Origin of the sequence: Streptacidiphilus cavernicola, assembly GCF_042510955.1 — a bacterium.
Taxonomy (GTDB): Bacteria; Actinomycetota; Actinomycetes; order Streptomycetales; family Streptomycetaceae; genus Streptacidiphilus; species Streptacidiphilus cavernicola.
On record NZ_JBHFAB010000004.1, the window covers coordinates 25,670 to 52,643 of the forward strand.

General features: G+C 71.8%; 22 protein-coding genes. 17 read left to right on the forward strand and 5 right to left on the reverse strand.

The window, feature by feature from the left end:
* The first annotated feature begins 19 nt into the window (after positions 1-19).
* On the forward strand, positions 20-520 hold the full coding sequence (locus tag ACEZDE_RS06420; protein WP_380533397.1) for a rhodanese-like domain-containing protein: 501 nt from the start codon (positions 20-22) through the stop codon (positions 518-520).
* A gap of 36 nt (positions 521-556) precedes the next feature.
* Here the strand turns inward: ACEZDE_RS06420 and ACEZDE_RS06425 are convergent, their stop codons facing one another.
* The 4 genes from ACEZDE_RS06425 to ACEZDE_RS06440 form a co-directional block, all read right to left on the reverse strand.
* Positions 557-1,249 (reverse strand): DUF4230 domain-containing protein, encoded by a 693-nt coding sequence (locus tag ACEZDE_RS06425; protein ID WP_380533399.1) that lies wholly within the window; start codon positions 1,247-1,249, stop codon positions 557-559.
* Between the two features lie 197 nt (positions 1,250-1,446).
* Positions 1,447-2,565: a ribosome small subunit-dependent GTPase A gene (rsgA, locus tag ACEZDE_RS06430; RefSeq protein WP_380533401.1), complete on the reverse strand. Its 1,119-nt coding sequence runs from the start codon at positions 2,563-2,565 to the stop codon at positions 1,447-1,449.
* Between the two features lie 235 nt (positions 2,566-2,800).
* Positions 2,801-4,015, reverse strand: coding sequence for a YihY/virulence factor BrkB family protein (locus tag ACEZDE_RS06435; RefSeq protein WP_380533403.1), 1,215 nt, complete (start codon positions 4,013-4,015; stop codon positions 2,801-2,803).
* Positions 4,016-4,120: 105 nt separating this feature from the next.
* The gene (locus ACEZDE_RS06440; protein WP_380533405.1) at positions 4,121-5,494 is read right to left on the reverse strand and encodes an FAD-dependent oxidoreductase; all 1,374 of its coding nucleotides are present in this window, start codon (positions 5,492-5,494) and stop codon (positions 4,121-4,123) included.
* A gap of 224 nt (positions 5,495-5,718) precedes the next feature.
* On the opposite strand from ACEZDE_RS06440, the gene ACEZDE_RS06445 reads away from it, so the two are divergent.
* The 15 genes from ACEZDE_RS06445 (at position 5,719) to ACEZDE_RS06515 (ending at position 21,970) form a co-directional block, all read left to right on the forward strand.
* Positions 5,719-6,618 (forward strand): metal-dependent hydrolase, encoded by a 900-nt coding sequence (locus ACEZDE_RS06445; protein WP_380533407.1) that lies wholly within the window; start codon positions 5,719-5,721, stop codon positions 6,616-6,618.
* 75 nt (positions 6,619-6,693) lie between these two features.
* Positions 6,694-7,785 carry a PDR/VanB family oxidoreductase gene (locus ACEZDE_RS06450; protein ID WP_380533409.1) on the forward strand — a complete coding sequence of 364 codons (1,092 nt, stop codon included), beginning with the start codon at positions 6,694-6,696 and terminating at the stop codon, positions 7,783-7,785.
* Positions 7,782-8,708 carry an alpha/beta fold hydrolase gene (locus ACEZDE_RS06455; protein WP_380533411.1) on the forward strand — a complete coding sequence of 309 codons (927 nt, stop codon included), beginning with the start codon at positions 7,782-7,784 and terminating at the stop codon, positions 8,706-8,708. Before ACEZDE_RS06450 ends, ACEZDE_RS06455 begins: the two co-directional genes overlap by 4 nt.
* Positions 8,709-9,029: 321 nt before the next feature.
* Positions 9,030-10,739 carry a nitrite/sulfite reductase gene (locus tag ACEZDE_RS06460; RefSeq protein WP_380533413.1) on the forward strand — a complete coding sequence of 570 codons (1,710 nt, stop codon included), beginning with the start codon at positions 9,030-9,032 and terminating at the stop codon, positions 10,737-10,739.
* On the forward strand, positions 10,736-10,924 hold the full coding sequence (locus tag ACEZDE_RS06465) for a hypothetical protein (RefSeq protein ID WP_380533414.1): 189 nt from the start codon (positions 10,736-10,738) through the stop codon (positions 10,922-10,924). Before ACEZDE_RS06460 ends, ACEZDE_RS06465 begins: the two co-directional genes overlap by 4 nt.
* Entirely contained in the window at positions 10,908-11,630 is a 723-nt protein-coding gene (locus ACEZDE_RS06470; RefSeq protein WP_380533416.1) for a phosphoadenylyl-sulfate reductase, read from the forward strand. Before ACEZDE_RS06465 ends, ACEZDE_RS06470 begins: the two co-directional genes overlap by 17 nt.
* Positions 11,631-11,677: 47 nt before the next feature.
* Entirely contained in the window at positions 11,678-12,259 is a 582-nt protein-coding gene (gene cysC / locus ACEZDE_RS06475) for an adenylyl-sulfate kinase (protein WP_380533418.1), read from the forward strand.
* Positions 12,256-13,197, forward strand: coding sequence for a sulfate adenylyltransferase subunit CysD (cysD, locus tag ACEZDE_RS06480; protein WP_380533420.1), 942 nt, complete (start codon positions 12,256-12,258; stop codon positions 13,195-13,197). The genes cysC and cysD overlap by 4 nt, the downstream gene beginning before the upstream one ends.
* A 2-nt stretch (positions 13,198-13,199) precedes the next feature.
* A complete protein-coding gene (locus tag ACEZDE_RS06485; RefSeq protein ID WP_380533422.1) occupies positions 13,200-14,498 on the forward strand; it encodes a sulfate adenylyltransferase subunit 1 in 1,299 nt (432 codons plus the stop codon).
* A 307-nt stretch (positions 14,499-14,805) separates the two neighbouring features.
* Positions 14,806-15,933 (forward strand): aliphatic sulfonate ABC transporter substrate-binding protein, encoded by a 1,128-nt coding sequence (locus ACEZDE_RS06490; protein ID WP_380533424.1) that lies wholly within the window; start codon positions 14,806-14,808, stop codon positions 15,931-15,933.
* Between the two features lie 213 nt (positions 15,934-16,146).
* Positions 16,147-16,944, forward strand: coding sequence for an ABC transporter ATP-binding protein (locus tag ACEZDE_RS06495; protein WP_380533425.1), 798 nt, complete (start codon positions 16,147-16,149; stop codon positions 16,942-16,944).
* Complete coding sequence (locus ACEZDE_RS06500) at positions 16,931-17,866, forward strand: ABC transporter permease (protein WP_380533427.1); 936 nt, start codon at positions 16,931-16,933, stop codon at positions 17,864-17,866. Before ACEZDE_RS06495 ends, ACEZDE_RS06500 begins: the two co-directional genes overlap by 14 nt.
* The gene (locus ACEZDE_RS06505; RefSeq protein ID WP_380533429.1) at positions 17,863-18,828 is read left to right on the forward strand and encodes a sirohydrochlorin chelatase; all 966 of its coding nucleotides are present in this window, start codon (positions 17,863-17,865) and stop codon (positions 18,826-18,828) included. Before ACEZDE_RS06500 ends, ACEZDE_RS06505 begins: the two co-directional genes overlap by 4 nt.
* Before the next feature lie 43 nt (positions 18,829-18,871).
* On the forward strand, positions 18,872-19,321 hold the full coding sequence (locus tag ACEZDE_RS06510; protein ID WP_380533431.1) for a hypothetical protein: 450 nt from the start codon (positions 18,872-18,874) through the stop codon (positions 19,319-19,321).
* A gap of 3 nt (positions 19,322-19,324) precedes the next feature.
* Positions 19,325-21,970 carry a tetratricopeptide repeat protein gene (locus ACEZDE_RS06515; RefSeq protein WP_380533432.1) on the forward strand — a complete coding sequence of 882 codons (2,646 nt, stop codon included), beginning with the start codon at positions 19,325-19,327 and terminating at the stop codon, positions 21,968-21,970.
* A 65-nt stretch (positions 21,971-22,035) separates the two neighbouring features.
* Here ACEZDE_RS06515 and ACEZDE_RS06520 read toward each other — a convergent pair whose 3' ends face one another.
* Positions 22,036-24,225 (reverse strand): MMPL family transporter, encoded by a 2,190-nt coding sequence (locus tag ACEZDE_RS06520; protein ID WP_380533434.1) that lies wholly within the window; start codon positions 24,223-24,225, stop codon positions 22,036-22,038.
* Between the two features lie 424 nt (positions 24,226-24,649).
* Here ACEZDE_RS06520 and ACEZDE_RS06525 point away from each other — a divergent pair, with 424 nt between their 5' ends.
* Positions 24,650-26,929, forward strand: a complete 2,280-nt coding sequence (locus ACEZDE_RS06525) for an MMPL family transporter (protein WP_380533436.1) — start codon at positions 24,650-24,652, stop codon at positions 26,927-26,929.
* Positions 26,930-26,974 lie beyond the last annotated feature (45 nt).

Here is a 26,974-nt window from a genome sequence, read left to right on the forward strand (position 1 = left end):
CATCCCCCGAGGAGCCGCAATGACCGCCGCCGCTACCGCCACTGCCACCACGACCGCCGCCACCGGCGCCGTCCTCGGCGTCCCCGCCGCCGCTCCGGCCGTCGCCGCTGCCCACTTCGCGGCCCGGCTCGCCTTCGAGGCCGATGTCTCCGACGTCCGGGCGGACCTGCTGGCGGGAGTCCCCGGCCTGGTGGTCGTGGACTCCCGCAGCGAAGCCTCCTGGGACCAGGGGCACATCCCCGGTGCGCTGCACATCCCCACCGCGCGCATCCCGGAACGCGCGCCCGAGCTGGTCGACCCCTCGGCCACCGTGGTCACCTACTGCTGGGGCCCCGGCTGCAACGGCGCGACCAGGGCCGCCCTCGCCTTCGCCCGACTCGGCTACACCGTCAAGGAGATGCTCGGCGGCTTCGAGTACTGGGTCAGGGAGGGCTTCCGCTACGACACCGCCGAGGGCTCGGAGCAGCGCCAGGTCGACGACCTCACCGCCCCGAGCTCCGGCATCTCCTGTGCCTGCTGAACCTGCGCCTGCTGAACCACAGGCGGTCGGCCCTGACTACTTGTAGCTGACGGTCACCGTGGTGAACCCCAGCGAGCCGAGCAGCCCCTTGAGCATGGAGCCGGTGTTGGTCTCCGCCCGCGCGGTCAGCCCGCTGGACTTCGCCGCGGTCTGGATCTTCTGCGCCGCAAGGATGTTGAGCTTCTGCTGGTCGTTCGGGTCGCTGGAGAAGAAGTCGCCGATCCGGTTGAAGAAGCCCCGCTGCTCGGCGAAGGTGTAGCTGCGCTTGGGGTCGAGCGCGGCGGTCGCCAACTGCGCGTGCGGCAGCACGATGGTGGCGGTCTTCCGGTCCGGCGAGACGGTCACCCCGGCCTTGCCCAGGTCGACGTACGAGGCGACGGTGCCTGCCGCGACATAGAGCGTGCGCTTGCCGAGCAGCGCGGAGGGCAGGAACTTGGCCTCGCTGTCGACGTCCACGACGATCTGGAAGTTGCCGTCGGCCGCGTCGTAGCGGCTCATGTTCTCGATGGACTGGAGCACGGCCGGCTGGCTGCGGTCCACCTGCGTGGTGCCGAACGGATTCGGCAGTCCCGGCAGCCAGTTGAACTTCCCAGCGGCGATGAACAGCGCGACGATCACCACAAAGGTGATGGGGATGCTGATGTACCAAGGGACGCGGCGCGGCGCGTAGCGGCGCTCCTCGACCACGGGCCGGTCGGTCTCCATCGCGTTGCCACGCAGGGACCTCATGGGATGTCTCCTTCTGCCAGGGTCTGGCGACGGGGCGTCGCTGCGACGCCCTCACCCGTCCTCCTACCCCGCGCCGAACAGCCCATGGGTCCACCGAACTCAACAGTGGGGCAACAGCTTTGTCACAGCCGGGAACCCGCGCCGGACGACTCCGGCGCGGGTTCCGACCCGCGGCCTACCCGCGGTCCAGCAGCGGCCTACCGGCGGCCCTTGGCCTTCATCGCCTCGGCGCCGGCCTTGCCCACCGCCTTCCAGTGCTTCAGCCGCTCGGCCCGCAGCCGGGCGTCGGTGCGCGAGGCGATCCACTCGTTCTCGCGCAGCAGCTTGCGGTAGCTCTCCAGCCGACGCTCTGTCAGCAGCCCGTCTGCCAGCGCCTCCTGGACCGCGCAGCCGGGCTCGGACTCATGGCCGCAGTCGCCGAAGCGGCAGTCCCCGGCCAACTCCTCGATCTCGGCGAACACCTGCTGCACGCCGTCGGCGGAGTCGTACATGCCGACCCCGCGCAGCCCGGGGGTGTCGATCAGCACGCCGCCGCCGGGCAGCGGCAGCAGTTCGCGGGTGGTGGTGGTGTGGCGGCCCTTGTGGTCGGCCCGCCTGGTCTCCTGGACCTCCATCACCGCCCGTCCGAGCAGGGCGTTGGCGATGGTGGACTTGCCCGCGCCGGACTGGCCGATCAGCGCGCTGGTGCCGGGCAGGCAGGCGGCCAGGACGTCCATGCCGCGCCCGGTGGCGGCGCTGATCACCAGGACGTCCGCGCCGGGGCAGACCTGTTCCACGTCCTCGCGGATGTGGTCGGCGTCGGTGGCGAGGTCGGCCTTGGTGAGCACCACCAGCGGCTGGGCCCCGCTCTCCCAGGCCAGCGCGAGGAAGCGTTCGATCCGGCCCAGGTCGGGCGCGGTGGCCAGGGAGGCGGCGATGACGACGGTGTCGACGTTGGCCGCCAGCACCTGGCCCTCGGACCGCTGCGAGGAGGTGGAGCGGACCACGGCGGTGCGCCGCGGCAGCAGCGCCTGGACGTAGGTGCCCGCGGCGCTGACCGAGACCCCGGCCCAGTCGCCGGTGCAGGCCCAGTGCAGCGGGTCGTGGTGGGTGACCGGGCCGGTGTCGGCCCGGACCGTGCTGACCGTGTCGCCGTCGGCGATCGCGACATCGCAGATGCCGCGGTCCACCCGGACGATCCGGCCAGGGACCAGGCCCGCCGCGGCCATCGGCGCGAACAGGCCGTCGAGTTCAGCGGTCCAGCCGTAGGCGTGCAGCGGCTGGGCGTTGACGGAGGTGTTGATAGAGGAGATGGGGGTGAACGATGCGTCAGACAACGCGGTGAGGCCCTTCGGGAGGTGCTCCCGGCCGGGCAGAGTGCGAGTTCTGCTACCGGGAGCGGGGAGAGGTGGTGGCGACGTTGCTGCCCAGGGCAGCCGTGGCGGCAGTGACATCCACGGGGCTCACCCCTCTCTCATTCCGGACTCCCGGTGCGCCGTGCACCGAACGGAGGTGACACTACGAGATTCCCGACAACCCCCGCAACCCATTTTCGACCTGCGGAAACACCGCTCAGGGCCGGTGCTTGCGGTCGCCGCGGCGCCAGCGTTCGGCCTGCTCCTCCGGCGGCGGGTAGGGGTTGCGCTTGGGCTGGGCGCCCCGGTTCTGGATCCGGCCGCGGAGGTTGGCCGGCGGCAGGAAGTCGGCCCAGCGCTCCGGGTACTCGGCCGGGGCCTCGCCCTCCGCCTCCTCGCCCTCGGGGGCCGGATTGGCGGCCTTGTTGCGGACCGCGGACCTGCGCGCCTCGGCCCGCCGGACCAGTTCGGCGGCGGCCTCCTCCCGCGCCAGCTCGTTCTCGGCGCGGGCCAGCGCGGTCTCCCGGCTGGGCCACATCCGGTCGATGGCGGCGTTCATGGCCGCGCCGATCAGCACCGCCAGCGCGGTCACCCCGATCCACAGCAGCACCGCGACCGGGGCGGCCAGCGACCCGTACACGGTCGGGCCCTCGACCGAGTGCACCAGGTAGAACCGGAGCACGCCGCTGCCCAGCACCAGCACCAGCAGCGCGACCAGCGCCCCCGGCAGGTCCTCCCGCCAGGGCGTCCTGACCGGGACGGCGACGTGGTAGAGCGTGGTCATCAGCACCACCGAGAGCAGCAGCGCGGTGGGCCAGTAGAGGGCGTGGACGGTGCCCTCCACCGCGGGGAACTCGTGCTCGACCCAGCCGGGTCCGGCCACCACCAGCGGCAGCACCACGGTCGCGACCAGCAGCGCGACCACGTAGAGGCCCAGCGAGAGGATCCGGGTGTGGATGATCCCGCGCTTGCCCTCCAGCCCGTACATGATGGTGACGGTCTCGACGAAGACGTAGAGCGCCCGCGATCCGGACCACAGCGCCAGCATGAAGCCGATCGAGATCAGGTCCGGACGGCCGCCGCTGAACACGCTCTTCAGCAGCGGGGTGACGATCTGGTCGATGGACGACTGGGACAGCACGGTCCCGGCCGCGGTGAGGATGTTCTGCTCGACCGCCTGGATCGTGGAGGTGCTGAGGTAGCCGAGCGTCCCGGCCACGCAGAGCAGCAGCGGCGGCACCGACATCAGCGTGAAGAAGGCCACCTCGGCGGCGAGGCCGGTGACCCGGTACTCCATGCAGGTGTTGGTGGTGTCCTTGATCAGCTGCCAGACGATCACCCGGTACGGGGCGCCCGCGCGCCGCTGTCCGGCACGCCGGGACGGCCGGGCGCGATGCCGGGCCTTGGGTGGCGTTTCGCCTGCTGGTTGCACGTGGGAAAGACTATCCAATACGGAAAGACGGAGAACCCGCCCCGACGCGGTGTCAGAGCGGGCTCCCGGTGCCGGTGGGGCTCTCCTGCCCAGGTGGGGCCGGGGTCATGCCTCCGTGACGGGCTCGCTGGCGTCGATCATCTGCTGCCGGGGCACGATCTTGATCCGCTCACGGCCCTCGGCCGCGCCGAGCGCGCGCTCGGCGGCGTCCAGCCGGTACCAGCCGTCCCAGGTGGTGTAGCGGACGCCGGAGTCGGTGAGGAAGGCGGTGACCGCGTCCTCGCCGGGCTCGGCCGGCAGCTGCAGCCGGTCGGCCCGGAAGTCCTCGATCAGGTTCGCCACGGTCTCGTTGGCGTCGCCCTTGGTGTGGCCGATCAGGCCGACCGGGCCGCGCTTGATCCAGCCGGTGACATAGGTCGACCGGAGGTGCTCGTCGCCCTCGATCACCCGTCCGCCCTGGTGCGGGACGGTGCCGCTGTCGGTGTCGAACGGCAGCTTGGGCAGCTCGGAGGAGAGGTAGCCGACCGCCCGGTAGACGGACTGGACGTCCCACTCGGTGAACGCGCCGGTGCCCTTGACGTTGCCGGTGCCGTCCAGCTCGGTGCGCTCGGTGCGCAGGCCGACCACCCGGCCGTCCTCGCCGAGCACCTCGGTGGGCGACTCGAAGAAGTGCAGGAACAGCTTGTGCGGGCGGGTGCCGACGTCGCGGATGGCCCAGTTCTCCAGAGTGGAGGCGACCATGTCGGCCTGCTTGTTGGAGCGGCGGGTGGTGATGCTGCCCTCGTCGTAGTCGATGTCCTCGGGGGCGACGATGACCTCGATGTTGGGCGAGTGGTCCAGCTCGCGCAGCTCCATCGGGCTGAACTTGGCCTGGGCCGGGCCGCGGCGCCCGAAGACGTGCACCTCAAGCGCCTTGTTGGCGGCCAGGCCGCGGTAGACGTTGTCCGGGATGTCGGTCGGCAGCAGCTCGTCGGCGGTCTTGGCGAGCATCCGGGCCACGTCCAGGGCGACGTTGCCGACGCCGAGCACGGCGACCTTCTCCGCGTCCAGCGGCCAGCTGCGCGGCACGTCCGGGTGGCCGTCGAACCAGGAGACGAAGTCGGCGGCGCCGTAGGAGCCTTCGAGGTCGATGCCGGGGATGTCCATGGCCCGGTCCGAGCTGGCGCCAGTGGAGAAGACCACGGCGTCGTAGAAGGTGCGCAGATCGTCGAGGTTGATGTCGCCGGGGTAGTCGACGTTGCCGAACAGCCGGATCTGCGGCTTGTCGAGCACCTGGTGCAGGGCGGTGACGATGCCCTTGATCCGGGGGTGGTCCGGGGCTACGCCGTAGCGGATCAGCCCGAAGGGCGCAGGCATCCGCTCGAAGAGGTCGATGGACACGCCGGGGTCGGCGGCGACGTCGGACTTCATCAGGGCGTCGGCGGCATAGATGCCGGCGGGGCCGGCTCCGACGATCGCGACCCGCAGGGGGCGAGGCATGTATAGGTCCTTTGACGTGCGGGGCCGCGGGGGCCGGACGGGCAGGGAGAGCTCCGGTAAGGGTAAGCATGCCTAATCCGCTGGAACGCACGGTACCCGGGCCCGAGCTATGGATCCATAAGCCGAAGTTATGCCTCCTCAAAGATTGAGGCGGCCTTCAGCCTCTATCACGAGCACCCCTCTCGACCTTACTGTTCAGTAAGTATCTCGACGGGAGGGCCTTCATGACGCACGCGGAGCATCAGGGAGCGGCTGGTGACGAGCACCACGGGCTGGTACTTCAGCCCAGGGGGGTCGAGTTCGACTGGAGCGCCCTGCCGATGCACTGGATTCCGGGCGAGCCCATGGCCACCCATGTGGTGAACGTGCTGCACCTGCTGCTGCCGGAGGGCGAGCGCTGGTTCGTCCGGACCTTCAAGGACGCGCTGCCGCTGGTGCGGGACGAGCGGCTGCGCGAGCAGGTGCTCGGCTTCATCGGCCAGGAGGCGGTGCACGCCGAGGCGCACCAGGGCGTCCTGGACCACCTGCTGGCCAAGGGCCTGGACCCGGGGCCCTATGTGCGCCAGGTCGAGTACCTGTTCCAGCGGGTGCTGGGCGAGCGCGCCGAGCTGACCGGGACGGCGGCCAGGGAGAGCCTGATCGAACGGGTCGCCATCGTCGCCGCGATCGAGCACTTCACCGCGTTCCTCGGGGACTGGGTGCTCAACGCCGAGGGCCTGGACCGGGTCGGCACCGACCCGACCATGCTGGACCTGATCCGCTGGCACGGCGCGGAGGAGGTCGAGCACCGCAGCGTCGCCTACGACCTGCTGCGCCACCTCGACCCCGGCTACCTGCGCCGGATCCGGGCCATGGCGATCACCGGGCCGGTGATGCTGCACCTGTGGATCCGCGGCACCCGCTTCCTGATGGCGCACGACCCCGAGCCGCTGGACCGTCGCGGCCCCACCTGGCGCGGCTACGCCGCGGCGTCCCGGCGCGGGCTGCTGCCCCGGCTCGGCCGCGCCTCCCGCTCGGCGGCGCGGTACCTGAGCCCCCGTTACCACCCCACCCAGGAGGGCTCCACCCGGCAGGCCGTCGCCTACCTGGGCAGTTCCCCGGCCGCGCGGGCGGCAGCGCACTAGGGTCACCCGACCGCCGCACCGCCGCCCGCGCCCTGACGTACCTTCGGACCGCACGGAGAGGGACCAGCCGCCCCGATGAGCCACGACCGCCCGCCGACCGCCCGCCGCGAGGACCGCTACCTGCGCTTCCTGGACGCGCTGGTCCGCTTCTACCTGCCGCTCGGCACCCGCAGGGACCGCTACGGACGCCGCCCGCCGCAGCCGGTCTCCGCGGAGCTGGAGGTCGTCGTCGCCGCCAGGACCGACGAGGCCGACGGTGTCGTCTCGCTGCTGTTCCAGGCCCCGGACGGCGCGGCGCTGCCGCCCTGGCAGCCCGGCGCGCACCTGGAGCTGCGGCTGCCCTCGGGCCTGCGCCGGCACTACTCGCTCTGCGGCGACCCGGCCGACCCGCGCTCCTACCGGATCGCGGTGCGCCGCCTGGCCGACGGCGGCGGTGGCTCGGTCGAGGTGCACGACGCGCTGGCGGTCGGCGCCCGGCTCACCGTCGGCCTGCCGCGGAACGCCTTCCCGTTCGCCGCCGACCGCTCGGTGCTGCTGATCGCCGGAGGGATCGGGATCACCCCGCTGCTGCCGATGGCCCGCGAGGCGGCCCGACGCGGCCTGGACTGGCGGCTGGTGCACACCGGCCGCTCCCGCGCGGGCATGCCGTTCGCCGACGAGCTGGCGGAACTGGCCGCACCGCACCCCGGCGGCCGGGTCGAGCTGCGCCCGGACGACGAGCACGACGGCCCGCCGGACGGCGCCGAACTGCTCCGCGGCGCGGCCCCCGGCACCGCCGTCTACGTCTGCGGCCCGGCCCCGATGCTGGACGCGGTCCGCCGCGCCTTCGACGCCTCCCCGGCCACCGCGCTGCACTTCGAGCGCTTCACCGCCGCCCCGGTGGTCGGCGGCCGGCCGTTCACCCTGCGGCTGCCCGGCGGCGGTGCGCTGCTGGAGGTCCCGGCCGACCGCAGCGCCCTGGACGTGCTGCGGGAGCACGACCCCGGCACGCCCTACTCCTGCACCCAGGGCTTCTGCGGCGTCTGCCGCCGCCGGGTGGTCTCCGGCACGGTCGAGCACCGCGACCGCAGGCTCAGCGACCAGGAGCGGGCCGAGGGCCAGATGCTCGTCTGCGTGTCCCGCGCCCCCGAGGGCGAATGCCTCGAACTGGACGGATACCTGCCATGACCACCGACTCGGCCGCCGCCGCGAACACCCGCCGCAGCACCGTCACCGGCCCCTCCGGCGTCCCGCTCGCGGTGTTCGCCGAGGGCGACCGGGACCACCGGCCCACCGTGCTGCTGGTGCACGGCTTCCCGGACACCCACACGGTCTGGGACGACGTCGCCGAGGCCCTCGCCGCCGACCACCACGTGGTCCGCTACGACGTCCGCGGCGCCGGGGAGTCCGGACGTCCCGGCCGGGTCGCCGACTACCGGCTCCCGCACCTGGCCGACGACCTGCTCGCGGTCGCCGACGCGGTCAGCCCGGACCGCCCGGTGCACGTGGTGGCGCACGACTGGGGCTCGGTCCAGTCCTGGGAGGCGGTCACCCGGCCCGGCGCGGAGGCCAGGATCGCGTCCTACACCTCGATCTCGGGCCCCTGCCTGGACCACGTCGGCCACTGGAACCGGCGCCGGACCCGGCGGCCGACGCCGCGTCACCTGTTCCAGCTGGTGAACCAGCTGGGCCACTCCTGGTACATCGCGGCCTTCCACGTCCCGGTACTGGCCCCGGCCGTGTGGCGGCACGGGCTGGCCCGGCGCTGGGGCCCGCTGCTGCGCCGGATCGAGGGCGTCGAGCCGCGCCCCGGCCACCCGCAGCCGACGCTGGCCGAGGACGCGGTGCACGGCATCCTGCTCTACCGGGCCAATATGCTGCCCCGGATGCTGCGGCCCCGGCGGCGGCCGACCGCGGTCCCGGTGCTGCTGGTCACCCTGGCCAGGGACAACTACGTCCGTCCGGCGCTGAACGAGGACCTGGAGCAGTGGGCGCCGTCGCTGCGCCGGCGCACCCTGGACGCGGGGCACTGGGCGGCGCTGCTGCTGCGGGGCGCGGAGCTGGCGGAACTGGTCCGCGGCTTCGTCGCGGACCAGGAGGCCAACGACTGACGTCTCAGATGACGAGACCTTCCAGTTCATATAATGGACGGTGGTGGACGCAAGAAAGATCGGCGTGCGACGCTTCTGCCATGTCTGGTCCTGGAACTGCCCTGGTCGGTCGACTCCACGTCGATCTCGGCCGCATGTCCAGCGCCATCTGTCCGGCGACCTGAGCCCGTACCCAGCCGTACCACCGGCCGCCTGCCGGTCTGTTCAGGTCACCGTCGCACCGCCTCGCACGCGTCCGTCGAACGTGCAGGTCAGCGCCGCTGTGCAGACCGGGATCCGTAGGCAGCCAGGCCCCCGCCACTCTGCCGAAGGACTCGCACCATGGCTTCCGCCCGCACCCCCGACGACGCCGCCGAGCGCCGCCCGGCGGCCACCCGCAAGGTGACCCGCCACCGCGGTGAGGGCCAGTGGGCGATGGGCCACTTCACTCCGCTGAACGCCAACGAGCAGTCCAAGAAGGACGACGACGGTCTCAATGTGCGGACACGCATCGAGACGATCTACGCCCACGGTGGTTTCGCCAGCATCGACCCGGCCGACCTGCGCGGCCGGATGCGCTGGTGGGGCCTCTACACCCAGCGCAAGCCCGGGATCGACGGCGGCAAGACCGCGATCCTGGAGCCGCACGAGCTGGAGGACGAGTTCTTCATGATGCGGGTCCGCATCGACGGCGGCCGGCTGACCACCGCCCAGTTGCGCGCGATCGGCGAGGTCTCCGAGACCTACGCCCGCGGCACCGCGGACATCACCGACCGTCAGAACATCCAGCTGCACTGGGTCAGGATCGAGGACGTCCCGGCGATCTGGCAGAAGCTGGAGGCCGTCGGCCTGTCCACCACCGAGGCCTGCGGCGACTGCCCGCGCGTGATCATCGGCTCGCCGGTGGCCGGCATCGCCAAGGACGAGATCATCGACGGCAGCTGGGCCGTGGACGAGATCCACCGCCGCTACATCGGCGACAAGGAATTCTCCAACCTGCCGCGCAAGTTCAAGACCGCGATCTCCGGATCGCCGGTCCAGGACGTGGTGCACGAGATCAACGACATCGCCTTCGTCGGCGTGGTCCACCCCGAGCACGGCCCCGGCTTCGACCTCTGGGTCGGCGGCGGGCTCTCCACCAACCCCCGGCTGGCCGAGCGCCTCGGCGCCTGGGTGCCGCTGGAGCAGGTCCCGGAGGTGTGGGCCGGCGTGGTCGGCATCTTCCGCGACTACGGCTACCGCCGGCTGCGCAACCGGGCCCGGCTGAAGTTCCTGATGGCGGACTGGGGACCGGCCAGGTTCCGGCAGGTCCTGGAGGACGAGTACCTCAAGGAGAAGCTGACCGACGGCCCGGCCCCGGCCGAGCCCAGCAGCCGCTGGCGCGACCACGTCGGGGTCCACCCGCAGAACGACGGCAGGTTCTACGTCGGCTTCTCGCCCAAGGTGGGCCGGGTCGACGGCGCCGTGCTGACCCGGATCGCCGACCTCGCCGCCGCGCACGGCTCGGACCGGGTGAGCACCACGGTCGAGCAGAAGATGATCATCCTGGACGTGCCGGCCGACCAGGTCGACTCGCTGGTCGCGGCGCTGGACGCGCTGGACTTCCAGGTCCGCCCGTCCTCGTTCCGACGCGGCACCATCGCCTGCACCGGGATCGAGTTCTGCAAGCTGGCCATCGTCGAGACCAAGGGCCGCGGCCAGGACCTGATCGCCGACCTGGAGAAGCGGCTGCCCGACTTCGACCAGCCGATCACCATCAACATCAACGGCTGCCCCAACGCCTGCGCCCGGGTGCAGACCGGCGACATCGGCCTCAAGGGCCAGCTGGTGCTGAACGCGGACGGCGAGCAGGTCGAGGGCTTCCAGGTGCACCTGGGCGGCGCACTCGGCTTCCAGGCCGGCTTCGGCCGCAAGATCCGCGGCCACAAGGTCACCGCCGACGAGCTGCCCGACTACGTGGAGCGGGTGTTGCGCCGCTTCGACGCCGAGCGCGCCGAGGACGAGCCGTTCGCCGAGTGGGCGCTGCGCGCGGACGAGGGGGCGCTGCGATGAGCGAGCGCGCCGCACCGTTCCACTGCCCGTACTGCGGGGACGAGGACCTGCGCCCCAGCACCGAAGGCGGGCACGGAAGTTGGGAATGCGGCAGCTGTCGCCGGGCGTTCCAGCTGAAGTTCCTCGGCCTGCTTTCTGGTAGTTCGACCACATCTGGGGGCCCGTCAGATGACCACAGAGACTGACATACCGACCCGTACGCCCGAACAGCTCGAAGCGCTCGCCGTCCAGGCGGGCCGGGAGCTGGAGGACGCCTCCGCGCAGGAGGTGATGCGCTGGGCCGCCGAGACCTTCGGCCGCCGCTTCGCGGTCACCTCCTCGATGGAGGACGCCGTGGTGGCGCACCTCGCGTCCACCGCCCTGCCCGGGGTGGACGTGATCTTCCTGGACACCGGCTACCACTTCCCGGAGACCATCGGCACCCGGGACGCGGTCGCCGAGGTCTACCCGGTGAACGTGATCACGCTGACCCCGCGTCAGACCGTGGCCGAGCAGGACGCCGAGTACGGGCCGCGGCTGCACGACCGCGACTCCGACCTCTGCTGCGCGCTGCGCAAGGTCGAGCCGCTGAACCGCGGCCTGGCCGGCTACGACGCGTGGGCCACCGGGCTGCGCCGGGACGAGTCGCCGACCCGGGCGAACACCCCGGTCGTCTCCTACGACCCCAAGCGGCAGAAGGTCAAGATCGCCCCGATCGCCCGCTGGACCCAGGCGGACGTGGACGCGTACGTGGCCGAGCACGGCATCCTGCTCAACCTGCTGCTCAGCGACGGCTACCCGTCGATCGGCTGCGCGCCGGAGTCCTGTACCCGGCGCGTCCTCGAAGGCGGGGACGCGCGCTCGGGCCGATGGGCCGACGCCGGCAAGACCGAGTGCGGCATCCACCTCTGACGTTCCGTCACCATCCACCAGCCACCCCTGGACCCTGGAGCAGACCCTTGACCAGCACAGTAGACGCAGCGCCCGCCACGGCGGCCGCCGTGGCAGCGTGCGGCGCCACCGTGTGGCTGACCGGCCTGCCCAGCGCAGGAAAGACCACCATCGCCCTGGCCCTGGCCGAACGGCTCCGCGCCGAGGGCCGCCGGGTGGAGATCCTGGACGGCGACGAGATCCGCACCTTCCTCTCCGCCGGGCTCGGCTTCACCCCGGAGGACCGGGACACCAACATCCAGCGGATCGGCTTCGTCGCCGAACTGCTGGCCTCCCACGGGGTCACCGTGCTGGCGCCGGTGATCGCCCCGTACGCCGCCTCCCGCGCCGCCGTCGCCGCCCGGCACGCGGAGCAGGGGACGCCGTACCTGGAGGTGCACGTCGCCACCCCGGTCGAGGTCTGCTCGGTCCGCGACGTCAAGGGCCTCTACGCCAAGCAGGCGGCCGGCCAGCTCTCCGGCCTCACCGGGGTGGACGACCCCTACGAGGCCCCGACCGCACCGGACCTGCGCATCGAGGCGCACACCCAGCCGGTGGCCGACTCGGCCGCCGCCCTGCACGCACTGCTCACCGAGAGGGGACTGGCGTGACCACCGCGACCGACATCCTGACCGCCGACACCTATGACAATCCCTTCGCACTGTCGCACCTCGACGCGCTGGAGTCCGAGGCCGTCCACATCTTCCGCGAGGTGGCCGGCGAGTTCGAGCGCCCGGTGATCCTGTTCTCCGGCGGCAAGGACTCCATCGTCATGCTGCACCTGGCGCTGAAGGCCTTCTGGCCCGCCCCGGTGCCCTTCTCGCTGCTGCACGTCGACACCGGCCACAACTTTCCCGAGGTGCTGGCCTACCGCGACCGCACCGTGGCCGAGCACGGGCTGCGGCTGCACGTCGCCTCGGTCCAGGACTTCATCGACCGGGGCCGGTTGCGCGAGCGCCCGGACGGGCTGCGCAACCCGCTGCAGACCGTCCCGCTGCTGGACGGCATCGAGTCCAACAAGTTCGACGCGGTCTTCGGCGGCGGGCGCAGGGACGAGGAGAAGGCCCGCGCCAAGGAGCGGGTGTTCTCGCTGCGGGACGAGTTCGGCGCCTGGGACCCGCGCCGGCAGCGCCCGGAGCTGTGGTCGCTCTACAACGGCCGGCACTCCCCCGGCGAGCACGTCCGGGTCTTCCCGCTGTCCAACTGGACCGAGTTGGACGTCTGGCAGTACATCGAGCGCGAGGGCATCGAGCTGCCGGAGATCTACTACGCGCACCCGCGCGACGTGTTCAAGCGCGACGGGATGTGGCTGACCGCGGGCGAGTGGGGCGGGCCCAAGGAGGGCGAGACGGTCGAGCGCCGCCTGGTCCGCTACCGCACCGTCGGCGACATGTCCTGCACCGGCGCGGTCGACTCGGACGCGGCCACCGTGGCCGACGTGGTGACCGAGGTCGCGGCCAGCCGGCTGACCGAACGCGGGGCCACCCGGGCCGACGACAAGGTGTCGGAAGCCGCCATGGAAGACCGCAAGCGCGAAGGGTACTTCTAGACATGTCGACCGAACTGCACCACTCGTCTCCCGCGTTGGAGACCGGGTCGGCCACCGCCCTGCTCCGCTTCGCCACCGCCGGCTCCGTCGATGACGGGAAGTCAACCCTGGTGGGACGGCTGCTCCATGACTCCAAGTCCATTCTGACCGACCAGCTGGAGGCGGTCGCCACCGCCTCGCAGAACCGCGGCCAGGAGGCGCCCGACCTGGCGCTGCTCACCGACGGCCTGCGGGCCGAGCGCGAGCAGGGCATCACCATCGACGTGGCGTACCGCTACTTCGCCACCACCCGGCGCCGGTTCATCCTGGCCGACACCCCGGGGCACGTGCAGTACACCCGGAACATGGTGACCGGCGCGTCCACCGCCGAACTGGCCGTGGTGCTGGTGGACGCCCGCAACGGCGTGGTCCAGCAGACCCGTCGGCACGCCGCCGTGGCCGCGCTGCTGCGGGTCCCGCACGTGGTGCTGGCGGTCAACAAGATGGACCTGGTCGACTACGCCGAGTCCGCCTTCGCGGCCATCGCCGAGGAGTTCAACGCCTACGCCGCCTCGCTCGGCGTGCCGGACGTGACCGCGATCCCGATCAGCGCGCTGGCCGGGGACAACGTGGTCGAGCCGTCCGCGCACATGGACTGGTACGGCGGCCCGACCCTGCTGGAGCACCTGGAGACGGTCCCGGTCGGCACCGACCGCTCGGCCGAGCCGGCCCGCTTCCCGGTCCAGTACGTGATCCGGCCGCAGTCCGGCGAGCACCGCGACTACCGCGGCTACGCCGGGCAGCTGGCCTCCGGGGTGCTGCGCACCGGCGACCCGGTCACCGTGCTGCCGTCCGGGCTCAGCACCACCGTGGCCGGGATCGACGTGCTGGGCAGGCAGACCGACATCGCCTGGGCCCCGCAGTCGGTGACGGTCCGGCTGACCGACGACATCGACGTCTCCCGCGGCGACCTGATCGCCTCCGGCACCCCGCCGGAGCCGACCAAGGACGTGCTGGCGACGGTGTCGCACCTGCACGAACGCCCGCTCCGGGTCGGCGACAAGGTGCTGCTCAAGCACACCACCAGGACGGTGCGGGCGATCGTCAAGGAGATCCCCTACCGGATCGACATCGACAGCCTGGACCGGGTGCCGCAACCGGACAGCCTCCAGGTCAACGACATCGGCCAGGTGGTGCTGCGCACCGCCGAGCCGCTGGCGCTCGACCCGTACGCGGCCAGCCGGTTCACCGGCTCGTTCCTGCTGATCGACCAGGCGGACGGCACCACCCTCACGGCCGGCATGGCCGGCGAGGCGTTCTAGCAGTCGAGGCGTTCCAGCAGTCATAGAAGGGATTCACACGATGGGCGGCGAGGCTTTCTCCCGCATGGCGAAGGAAGGCGGGCGCGTCGGCAGCGGCGCGCTCGGGGCAGGCCAGGGCGGGATCGCCCAGTGTCGACCCGTGGACTGCTGACAGGGACCGTTCACCGTCCCTGTCGCCGGGTCGTCGCAGCGGCAGCACACCGGCAGCCGCCCGTCCCGGTCCCGCAGGCCCCCGCGCTCCGATGGCGCGACGGCCTCGCATGAGCCCCACCTTCCTGCCCCACCATCCCGTGAGGACTCCTTCTCCATGTCCAGCCTGCCCCGCACGCGCATCAGACACGTCGCCCTCGCCGCCACGGCCGGCGTCGCCGCCATCGGCCTGCTCAGCGCGTGCAGCTATGGCTCCAAGGCCGCCGACGCCACCCCGGCCGCCGCGACCGGCGGCTCCTCCGCCGCATCGGGCCCGAAGCTGTCGGCGGACTCGGTGCGCATCGGCTACTTCGCCAACCTGACCCACGCCACACCGCTGATCGGCATCCAGAACGGCCAGTTCCAGAAGGACCTGGGCGCGACCACGATCAAGACCCAGATATTCAACGCCGGCCCGGACGAGGTCGAGGCGCTGAACTCCGGCGCCATCGACATCGCCTGGATCGGCCCGTCTCCGGCCATCAACGCCTACGCCAAGTCCAAGGGCGCAGCGCTGAAGATCATCTCCGGCGCCACCACCGGCGGTGCCGAACTGGTGGTCAACCCGGCGAAGATCAAGACCGTGGCCGACCTCAAGGGCAAGAAGATCGCCACCCCGCAGCTGGGCAACACCCAGGACGTGGCGCTGCTCAACTTCCTCTCCACCAAGGGCTTCAAGGAGAACGCGCAGACCGGCAAGGGCGACGTCTCGGTGATCCGCACCGACAACTCGCTCACCCCGACCGCGTACTCCGGCGGCTCGATCGACGGCGCCTGGGTGCCCGAGCCGACCGCCTCCAAGCTGGTCGCCGAGGGCGCGAAGATCCTGGTCGACGAGAAGTCGCTGTGGCCCGGCGGCAAGTTCGTCTCCACCAACGTGGTCGTCTCGCAGACCTTCCTCAAGGCCCACCCGGACGTGGTCCAGGCCGTGCTCAAGGCCTCGGTGGACACCAACGCCTGGATCGCGGCCAACCCGGACGCGGCCAAGAAGGACGCCAACGACGCACTGACCGTGCTGACCAAGAAGGCCCTGCCGGACGCCGTGCTGAACTCCGCCTGGTCCGAACTCAGCGTCACCAACGACCCGCTGGCGGCCAGCCTGCAGACCGAAGCGGACCACGCGGTCACCGCGGGCTTCATCAGCAAGCCCGACCTCTCCGGGATCTACGACCTGACCCTGCTCAACAAGGTCCTCGCGGCGGCGGGCCAGCAGCCCGTATCGGCGGCCGGCCTCGGCGCGCAGTAGCCCCTTCTGTCCTCCCGTCCTCCCCACCTCCCCACCGGAAACTCCGGTGCCCGTCCCGGGTCCGCGTCGATGCCCATCGCCAACGGCCCCGGGACGGGCCCCGGTCCCGCTCCACGGCTCCGCCCGCTCCACCCAGCACGTTGCACACCGCAGCACTTGCCCCACCGACCTTGCCCCGCACCACTCGCCAGCACCGTTCCAGGAGGTGACCGGATGGCCCCGGTAGTCACCGACCCACTGCCCAGCCCCGCACTCGCCACCGAGCCCGCGGCTGTGACGCTCGACCACGTCAGCAAGTCCTTCGGGCGCGCGGGGGCCGAGCACCCCGTCCTCGACGACATCAGCCTCAGCGTCGCGCCCGGCGAGTTCGTCTGCCTCCTCGGAGCCTCCGGCTGCGGCAAGTCGACCCTGCTCAACCTGGTCGCCGGACTCGACCGGCCGACCACCGGAAGCATCGAGGTGCCCGGTGGCCGAGCCGCGCTGATGTTCCAGGAGCACGCGCTGTTCCCGTGGCTGACGGCCGGTCAGAACATCGAGCTGGCCCTGCGGCTGCGCGGCCTGCCGCGCGCCGAGCGGCGGGCCGAGGCCGAACGGCTGCTCGGCCTGGTCCGGCTCGGCGGCTCGCACGGCAAGCGGGTGCACGAGCTGTCCGGCGGCATGCGCCAGCGGGTCGCGCTGGCCCGCGCGCTGGCCCAGGACGCCAGTGTGCTGCTGATGGACGAGCCCTTCGCCGCGCTCGACGCGATCACCCGGGACGTGCTGCACGAGGAACTGACCCGGATCTGGGCCGAGACCAACGTCTCGGTGCTGTTCGTCACCCACAACGTCCGCGAGGCCGTCCGGCTCGCCCAGCGGGTGGTGCTGCTGTCCTCCCGGCCCGGCCGGATCGCCGCCGAGTGGCGGATCGACCTGCCGCAGCCGCGCCGCATCGAGTCGGCCGGGGTGGCCGACCTCTCCGTCGAGATCACCGACCAGCTCCGTGGGGAGATCCGCCGCCATGTCCAGCACTGATGTCAGCAGCAGTACCAGCACCAAGAGCAGTTCCGGCGCCGCCGGCAGCAGCACCGCGACGGCGGACGACGCCGCGTCCCTCGGCGCGGGCCTCGACGCCCTGGAGGCGCAGACCGTCGAACGCACCCCGCTGGGCAGCGTCCTGCTCAACAAGGTGCTGCCGCCGGTCATCGCCGTCGTCCTGGTGCTGCTGCTCTGGCAGGGCGCCTACATGGCCCACCTCAAGCGTCCCGACCTGCTGCCCAGTCCGCTGGACGTCTGGGACAGCCTGCACGAGCAGTGGCTGCAGGGCACCATCCTCGGCACCGTCTGGACCTCGCTGTCGCGCGGCGCGCTGGGCTTCCTGGCCTCCGTCGTGATCGGCACCCCGATCGGGCTGCTGGTCGCCAAGGTGAAGCCGGTCCGGGCGGCGATCGGACCGATCCTCTCCGGGCTGCAGTCCATCCCGTCCGTGGCGTGGGTCCCGGCGTCGGTGATCTGGTTCGGGCTCAGCAACGCCACCATCTACGCGGTGATCCTGCTCGGCGCGGTGCCGTCCATCGCCAACGGGCTGGTCGCGGGCGTGGACCAGGTCCAGCCGCTGTACCTGCGGGCCGGGCGGACCCTGGGCGCGACCGGGCTGCGCGGGGTGTGGCACGTGCTGCTCCCGGCCGCGCTGCCCGGCTACCTGGCCGGACTGAAGCAGGGCTGGGCCTTCGCCTGGCGCTCGCTGATGGCAGCCGAGCTGATCGCCAGTTCGCCCGCGCTGGGCCTCGGCCTCGGCCAGGCCCTGGAGAACGCCAGGGAGACCCAGGACATGCCGGGGGTGCTGGCCACCATCCTGCTGATCCTGGTCGTCGGCATCGGCATCGACCTGATCGTCTTCGCCCCGCTGGAACGCCGGGTGCTGCGCTCCCGCGGCCTCCTGGTCACCCGCCGATGAACCCGGGCCACCCGGGGCCGCTTCAGCCGGGCACCCAGCACCCGGGCACGGGCCCAGGTGCGGCCCCCGGTCCGGACCTGGGCGGTCGGCGTCGGTACCGCCACCACCGCCCGCCCGGCACCCTGCTGCTGGTCGCCCACGGCAGCCGCGACCCGCGCCACGCCGCGACCGTCACCGACCTGGCGGCGCGGGTGCGGGCGCTGCGGCCCGGCCTACCCGTCGAGGTCGGCTACCTCGACCACTGCGCCCCCCGGATCAGCCAGGTACTGGCCCGCCTGGACGCCACCCCGCCGCACAGCGCCCGGAACCCCCGGAACGCCGCCGAGCACGACGTCCAGCACGACGCCGCCCAGCACGCCGCAGGCAGCTCCGCTCGGCACACCGCCGAGGTGGTGGCCCTTCCGCTGCTGCTCAACCGTGCCTTCCACGCCCGCAGCGACATCCCCGCCGTGCTGGCCGAGGCAGCCGCCGCGCACCCCGCCCTGACGGTCCGTCAAGGCCCGGTCCTGGGACCGTCCCCGCTGCTGCTGGACGCGCTGGACCGCCGCCTCGCCGAGGTCGGCGTCCGCCCCTCCCCTCGCGCCGGGATCGTGCTCGCCGCCGCCGGCTCCTCCGACCCGGCGGCGAACGCGGTGACCCGCCAGGTCGCCGCCGCCTGGCAGCGCTCCCGCGGCTGGGGCGCGGTCGAGGTCGCCCACGCCTCCGCCGCCCCGCCCCGCGTCGCCGACGCGGTCACCGCACTGCGCGCCCGCGGCCTGACCACCCTCGCCGTGGCCCCCTACCTGCTCGCCCCCGGCCTCCTCCCGGACCGCATCACCGCCGAGGCCCACGCCGCCGACGTCGACACCGTCGCCGCCCCCCTCGGCGCCACCCCCGAACTCGCCCACCTCCTCCTCACCCGCTACGACGAGGCCCTGCGAGCGCACACCGCGGACCTCCGCCTGCTCACCCGCACCGGCTGAATTCCCCGGCACACCCCCAACTGCCCTGTCTATCCTGGGCTTTATGCCGGACACCGAGATCATGCAGCTGGTGCAAGAGGCCGGTCCCTATCTGACGGCGGCGGTCGGCGCCTACGGGGCCTCCGTGCTCACCCGCACCGAGGACGCCGCCGCCGACGCCACCGTCACCCTGGGCCGCCGCATCCTGCAAGCCCTGTGGCACCGCCAGGACCGGACCGGACGGGCCGCGTTGGAACAGGCCGTGACCAGCGCCGCCGACGACCCGGGCGACGCGACCGCCGCCACGGCCGTTCTGCTGCCGCAGCTGGTACACGCTCTGCACGAGGACGACGCACTCCGCGCCGAGCTGGTGACGATCCTTCAGCCGCAGGCCACAGGAGCGACCGGGGTCCGAGCCGGGAACCACAGCCCGGTGGTGTCCCACAGCCGGATCGGCGGGGACAACATCCAGATCGGCCAGGCCAGCCGGGACGTCCGGATCGACCGGGGCTGACCCGTGTCGTCGGAGACGCCGCACGGGCCGCGGGTGGACCGCTCGTGGATCGGCGGTCACAACATCCAGATCGGTGACACCACCGGTGGCGTCACCATCATGCTCGAACGTCCGCTGTTCCGGCTGGAACTGCTGCGCCCGACCGACTCCGCCGAACTGCCCGAGCAGGTGCGGCACCAGCCGAGCTACCTCCTGCATCCGGGCAACCAGGTCGTGCCCTACCGGCCGCCGGACCCGGACCTGGCCCGGCTGGCCGCCTGGCGGGACGGCCCTGAGCAGCTGTCAGTCCTCCTGCTCCACGGGCCCGGCGGGCAGGGCAAGACGCGCACCGCCCAGCACTTCGCCTCGCGCGCGGCGGCCGACGGCTGGTCCGTGGCCCAGGCCAGGGACCTCACCACGACGGCGCCCCCACTGCCGCCCGCACCGGGACCGCCCGCCGAACGCCTGTTGATCGTCGTCGACTACGCCGAGCGCTGGCGCTATCCGAGCTTGCTGGAACTGCTCCACTCGACCCGCACGGCCGGGCGGGCCCAGGTCGTCCGGGTGTTGCTGCTGGCTCGTTCCGACAGGCATCTGTGGGACCAGTTGGAGGCCGAGCTCGACGGCCTGAACATCGCCTTCGCCGCACCGATCGCCCTGGCCGGGTTCGCCCCGCCGTCGCGGGAGACGCTCTTCATCGAAGCCGCCGCCGCCTTCGCCCGCGCCCTGGACCTCCCGGACCCGTCGCCGCCGGTCCCCGACGACCTCGCGGACCCCTCGTACTCCTCACCGCTCACCCTGCACATGGCAGCCCTCGCCGCCGTCGTCGCGGTCGGCAACAACGACGAGCGCCCCAGCGACATCACCCGCTACCTACTGCTGCACGAGCAGCGACGCTGGAACGCCTCGGCCGACGCGGACACCATGCGGGCACTGGTGGTCCTGGCCACTCTCTTCGGTCCCTACCGGACCCGGGACTCCGCCCGCGCGCTGCTGCTCGACACCGGGGCCGCCGACGGGCCGGCCGAAGCCGACCAGGTACTGAAGGCGCACCGAATCCTCTACCCGTACGACCGGCACCTGGCGCCACTGCGCCCCGACCGCTTCGCCGAGGACTTCCTCGGCTGGCACCTGGACCGCGACCAGGACGCCGTGGAAGACCTGGCGGTCCTGCTGACCGAGGACAGCGGCATCCTGCAGGACGGCGACATCCGGCAGGCCCTGATCGTCCTCGCCAACGCCGCCCGCCACCAGGCGGTGCGTGATCTCCTGGACCGGGTCGTCAACCTGCGGCTGGACCTCGCCTCGATGCCGCCCGCGGTCGTGCTCGCCGTGGCGGAACACCTTCCCATCCTCACCGTGCTGAGGACCATCGCGCTCGGGGCCCGGAGCCCGGAACTGGCGTATGCCCGGCTCAGACTGGTCCAGCGCGTCGTGGACGCTGTTCCGGCCACCGGTGCACCCACTACTGAGATCGCCAGCCTGCGGATGCTCGGCGACGGCCTCCTGGAGTGCGGGGAACACGCCCGGGCGGCCGACGTCCTGGGCAAGGCCGTACGGCTGGCGCGGGAGCACCTCGGCGACCCTGAGATCGTGACCCCGGCCGACCTGGCCGACCTGCTCAACCTCTATGCCAGAGCCGTGGAGTCCGGCGGCGGGGAGCGGGTCCTGCTCATGGCCGAGGCGGTCCGACTGCTGCGCAGCCATCCCGCTGAGGGCACGACCACCCAGGAGAGAGACCTTCTGGCGAAAACCCTGTGCAATCACTCCACCGCCCTCTCGATCGCGGGAGAACTGGGGGAAGCACTCACCCTCGCCGAGGAAGGCGAGGCGCAGTACCGGGAGCTGGCGGCTCTGAATCCCGATTTCAAGCCGATGCTGGTCCGTAGCCGGGCCCGGATCGCCTCCCTGCTGCACGACCTGGGCCGTTTCGGGGAGGCCGTCCGCATCGGGCGTCGTGCCGCCGACGACCAGCGCAAACTCTTCGCCGACGCCCCTGAGGTGCACCGGAGCGACCTCGCCTCCACCCTGCACAACCTGGCGCTCAGCCTCGACGGCGCGGGCCGGCCCGAACCGGCGGCGCTCGCGCTGGCAGAGGCCGCTGAGCACTACCGGCATCTCACCCAGCATCTCCCCCTGCGCTTTCTGGACGAGTTCAGCGGGTGCCTCTTCGCCCTGGCGGGCGTGCTGGAGAAGCTCGACCGGATGAGCGAGCTGATCAGGGTGCGGCGCGAACTCATGGTGACGGAACGACAGCTGTTCGAGCTGGGGCTCTCCCAGGACCGGCGCAGACTGACCATCACCATGCTCCTGCTCGGTCGCAACCTGGAGGAGACCGAGGAGTACCGGCCCGCGGTGACCGTGCTGACCGCGGCACTCGATCTGGTTCACGGTCTGCCCGACCCGTATCCGGACAGGCTGGCCGAGCTGGAGGCCCAGGTGCTGATCTGCCTCAGTCGGGCGCAGGACGCCCTCGGCGACCAGGACGCCGCGGGGCGTGCCGCGAGGAAGGCGGTCCGGATGTTTCGCGTGTTGGCCGAGGACTCGGCCGAGGCAGCCGACTGGCTCGGGCCCGCCTTGGCGCAGCTCGTCTGCTGCCTTCCCGAGGACGATCCGGAACACCTGGCCGTTCAGGCCGAGTTGGAGCAGATCTCGGCCGGAGCGGAGTAGCGGCAACAGGCCGGGCCCGGACGCACTCTGTGTGCGTCCGGGCCCGGCCTTCTGTGCGGGGCGGGCTACCGCCGGGAGGTCGAGTCCACGTCGTCGGGGAAGGACGTGGGGTCGGTCTCCGGGAGGTGGCCTGCGACGACCTTGCTCTCGCCGTGGCCGGCCGCGTTGCGGTCGGCGTGGCCGGGCCACCAGGCGGCGTGGCCGATGAGCGCGGTCAGCGAGGGGGTGAAGAACATCGCCATCACGAAGGCCGCGATCACGATGCCGAAGCTGATCGAGAAGCCCATCTCCGCGAACAGGGTGTTCCCGGCGAGCATCATGCTGGCGAAGGTCCCGGCCAGGATCGCACCGGCCGCCGCCACCGTCGGTCCGGCGTGGCGCAGGGCCTGGGCCGCCGCCTCGCGCGGGTTGCGGCCCTCGCGGGCCTCCTCCCGCAATCGGGCGATCATCAGGATGTTGTAGTCCGTTCCGATCGCCACCACGAACAGATACATGAACACCGGGAGCATGAACATCAGCCCCGCCTGGTTCTGCAGGTGCTGGAAGATCAGCACGGTCGCGCCGAGGGTGGCCGAGAAGCCGAGCCCGACCGAGGCCATCAGGTACCAGGGGGCGACCACACTGCGCAGCATCAGCCCCAGGATCAGCATGATCAGCAGGCCGGCCACCGGGAAGACCACCAGGTAGTCGTGGTTGATCGCCTTGTTGATGTCCTTGTAGATCGCGGAGATCCCGCCGACCAGCGCCTTGTCACCGGCCGGCGCATTGGCGTGGGCGACGTCGCGGATGCTGTCGACCGTGTTCATGGCCTGCGAGCTCTGCGGGTCGTACTTGAGGATCACCGAGATGTTGGCGGTGTCCCCGTTGGGGTTGAACTGAGCCGGGGCGACCTTGGCGACCCCGTCCACACCGGTCAGCTTCTGCTCGAAGGCGGTCACCGCGCCCTTGTCGAGCGGGCTGCCGTTCTGGCTGGTCAGGTAGACCTGGGTGGGGTCGGCGGCACCGGCGCTGAACGCCTTGGTCATGGTGTCCTGGACGACCATCGACTCCTTGGTCTTGGGCATGGAGCCCGAGGCGAAGTCGAAGCTGGCCTTGTAGCTGGTGGCGACCAGCGCCAGGGCGACCATCAGCAGCCCGGAGACCAGCGCGACCAGCGCGGGACGGCGCTGTACGCCGCGTCCGAGCTTGGCGAAGGTGGTGCCCTGCGGCTCGATCTTCCACTTCTTGGACGGCCAGAACAGGGCCCGCGGCGGGATCAGCGAGAACACCGCGGGAACCAGGGTCAGACCGGCGATCAGGGTGACGCCGACCGAGATCGCCAGCGCCGGGCCCATCTGCTTGAGGAAAGACACCGAGGAGAGCGACAGCGCCAGGAAGGCGATGATGACCGCGCCCGCGGCGGAGGCGATGGCCTCGCCGACCCGGCCGACGGCCGTGATCATGGCTTCCTTGGCGTCGTCCCCCGCCCGCAGCCGTTCTCGGTAGCGGAACATCAGGAACAGGATGTAGTCGGTGCCGACACCGAACAGCACCACGATCAGGATGCCGGAGACCGAGGAGTTGGACTGCAGTCCGAGCAGCTTGGTGATGTCCGCGATCAGGCCGTTGGCGGCGGTCGCCACCACGCCGATCAGCAGCAGCGGCAGGATCGCCATCAGCGGCGCCCGGAAGATCAGCAGCATCGCCACGATGATGATCGCGAAGGTGCCGAAGCCGATCAGCGCCTCACCGCGCTTGGACGCGTCCTGCTGGTCCAGCTGCTGGGCCGCGGAGCCGCCGAGCTTGGCGTCCAGCGTGGTGCCCTTGGTGAGCTTCGCCATGTTGTCGCGCAGCGACTGCGCGGCGTCCGCCTGGACCGGCTGGCCCGCGGTCTTGTCGTCCATCTTGACCAGGCTGAGGCCGTACCGGCCGTCCGGCGAGTAGGCGCCGGGGAAGACGCCCTGGACGCCCTTGACCGGCTCGGTGCCGAGTTCCTTGGTGATCTGGGTGATCTCGGTCTTGTCGGCGGGCGTCAGCTTGGCGCCGTCGGTGCGCTGGAACAGCACCTCGGCGGCCGGCGTGAACGCCGCGGGGAAGGCCTTCTGCTGGAGCTCCATCGCCTGGATGGACTCGTAGCTCTTGGGCAGGAAGCTGCTCTCGTCGCTGTTGGAGGAGAGGGCCGGCGCGGTCATGGCGATCACCACCGCGGCGATGATCCACGCCACGATCGTCCAGATCGGGTGACGCACGACGGTGCGTCCTATCCGGTGAAACATACGAGTGCGCCTCCAAGGCGTGGACCACCCCGACCCGGCGACACTGCGCGGGAGGTGCGATCCGATCGGCAGAACTAGCCGGTCGGCAAGTAAGTATCGGTAGCGGCATCATAGAAAGCTGACTAGCCGCCCGGCAAGTCAGGGCTGTGGGCCCGATCCGGCACGAGGACCCACCTATGACCGTGCTCCCTATCTTCACCCCTCGCCACCGGGGGTTTCCTCGTCCCCCGGGTGGAGTCCCCTCCCCCTCAGGGCTGAGAAACGCGCGGCGCGGGGTAGGGGAAACCCCCGGGTCGCTGTGAGGAAAAGCCCAGGGCCGACCCGCCCGGTGGCCGGATGTCCCGTTCCTGGCCTGCTCCGTAGCGTCTTCCGGGTGCTTCGCCACACGGAGCCGCCACCCGCAGGCCCATCCCAGGGGGACGAGATGACACGCCACCACCGCAGTCCTGACCGTAGGAATCCCGATCGCCGGAGTCCGGCCCGCGGGCGCGGACTCGCCGCGGCCGTCGGCGGCTGGAGCGCCCGGCACCGGAAGACCGCCGTCTTCGGCTGGCTGCTGTTCGTGGTGCTGGCCACCGTCCTCGGCGGGATGGCCGGCAGCCTGCAGACCACGGACCAGGACAACGGCATCGGCCAGTCCGGCCGGGCCGACCAGATGATCGACCGGGCCGGGATCACGTCCCCCTCCACCGAGACCGTACTGATCCAGGCCGCCGGCTTCACCGCCACCGACCCGCGGTTCCACCGCGCCGTCGACGACGCGATCGGCGCGGTGAAGGCGACCGGCGCGGCCTCGGCCGTCACGTCCCCCTACACCGACGGCGCGATCGCCCCGAACGGGCACTCCGCGCTGATCACGGTCACCATGGCCGGCGACCCGGACACCGCGGACCAGCGGGTCGCCCCGGTGCTGGCCGCGGTCGCCTCGACCCAGGCGAAGCACCCGGAGCTGACCGTCCAGGAGTTCGGCGACGCCAGCGCGAACAAGTGGTTCAACGACGCGTTCGCCCATGACTTCAGCCGGGCCGAGTGGACCGCGGTGCCACTGGCCCTCGGCATCCTGCTGATCGCCTTCGGCGCGCTGGTCGCGGCGGTGCTGCCGGTGCTGCTCGCGCTCACCGCCTTCATCGCAGCCGGCGGCCTGGTCGCGATGAGCAGCCACGTCCTGCACACCAGCAATGACGCGTCCTCGGTGATGCTGCTGGTCGGGCTCGCGGTCGGGGTCGACTACTGCCTGTTCTACCTGCGCCGGGAGCGCGAGGAGCGGGCCAAGGGCCGTTCCCCGCAGGACGCGCTGGCCGTCGCCGCCGCCACCTCGGGACGCGCGGTCATGGTCTCCGGCCTCACCGTGGTGGTCGCCATGGCCGGGATGTTCCTCACCGGGATCGCCGACTTCGAGGCCATGGGCATGGCCACCATCCTGGTCGTGGTCACCGCCGTGCTCGGCTCGGTCACCGTGCTGCCCGCGCTGCTCTCGATGCTGGGCGACCGGGTCGCCAAGGGCCGGGTGCCCTTCCTCGGGCGCCGGATGAACGCCCCCTCCGCCGACGGCAGCCGGTTCTGGCGGGCCGTGCTGGGACGGGTGCTGCGGCGGCCCGTGGTCTCCGCCGGGATCGCCACCGCGTTCCTGCTCGCCCTGGCCGCACCGCTGCTCGGGATGCACACCGCCAACCTGACCTTCGCCCAGCAGCTGCCCCGGGGCAACGCCCTGGTCGCGGCCCAGCAGCGGATCGCCGACGCCTTCCCCGGCAACCCCAACCAGGCGACCGTGGTGGTGACCGCGGACGACCTCGGCAGCCCGGCCATGGTCTCCGCCCTGGCCGACTTCAAGACCCGGGCCGTCGCGACCGGGCTGCTGCACGACCCGATCACGGTCACCCCCTACCCGTCCCGGCACATCGAGCTGGTGGACGTGCCGATGGCGGGCAGCGGCAACGACGCCACCAGCGGCAGGGCGCTGGCGGCGCTGCGCGACACGGTCGTCCCGCACACCTTCGGCGCGGTCCAGGGGGCCCAGGCCGCGGTGACCGGCGACACGGCCGGCTCCACCGACTTCAACAAGCAGATGACCGGCAGCCTGCTGCCGGTGTTCGCCTTCGTGATGGGCTTCGCCTTCCTGCTGATGCTGCTCTCCTTCCGCTCGGTGACCGTGGCGCTGACCGCGCTCGCGCTCAACCTGCTCTCGGTGGCGGCCTCGTACGGGGCGCTGACGCTGGTTTTCCAGCACGGCGTGGGGGCCTCGCTGATCGGCACGGCCGGGGTCGGCGCGATCGAGAGCTGGGTCCCGCTGTTCCTCTTCGTCATCCTGTTCGGGCTGAGCATGGACTACCACGTGTTCGTGGTCTCCCGGATCAAGGAGGCGCACGACCGCGGCCTGGCCACCAGGGCGGCCGTCGCCCACGGCATCACCAGCACCGCCGGGGTGGTCACCAGCGCGGCGGCGATCATGGTCGCGGTGTTCGCGGTCTTCGGCACCCTGGACATGCAGTCGATGAAGCAGATGGGCATCGGCCTGGCGGTCGCCGTCCTGATCGACGCCACGGTGATCCGGGCGGTGCTGCTGCCCTCGCTGATGACGCTGCTCGGCGAGCGCAACTGGCGACGTTCCGAACGCCGCTACGAAACCCCCTCTGACCTGGAAGGACAGGCAACACCGCTCCAGGCAAAAGAAGTTGGGAACAGCCCCTCTGTGACCGTCTCCTAGGGCCCCAGGAGCGTCCCGCGCCGGCCGTCGCCTCCATGCCCCCGC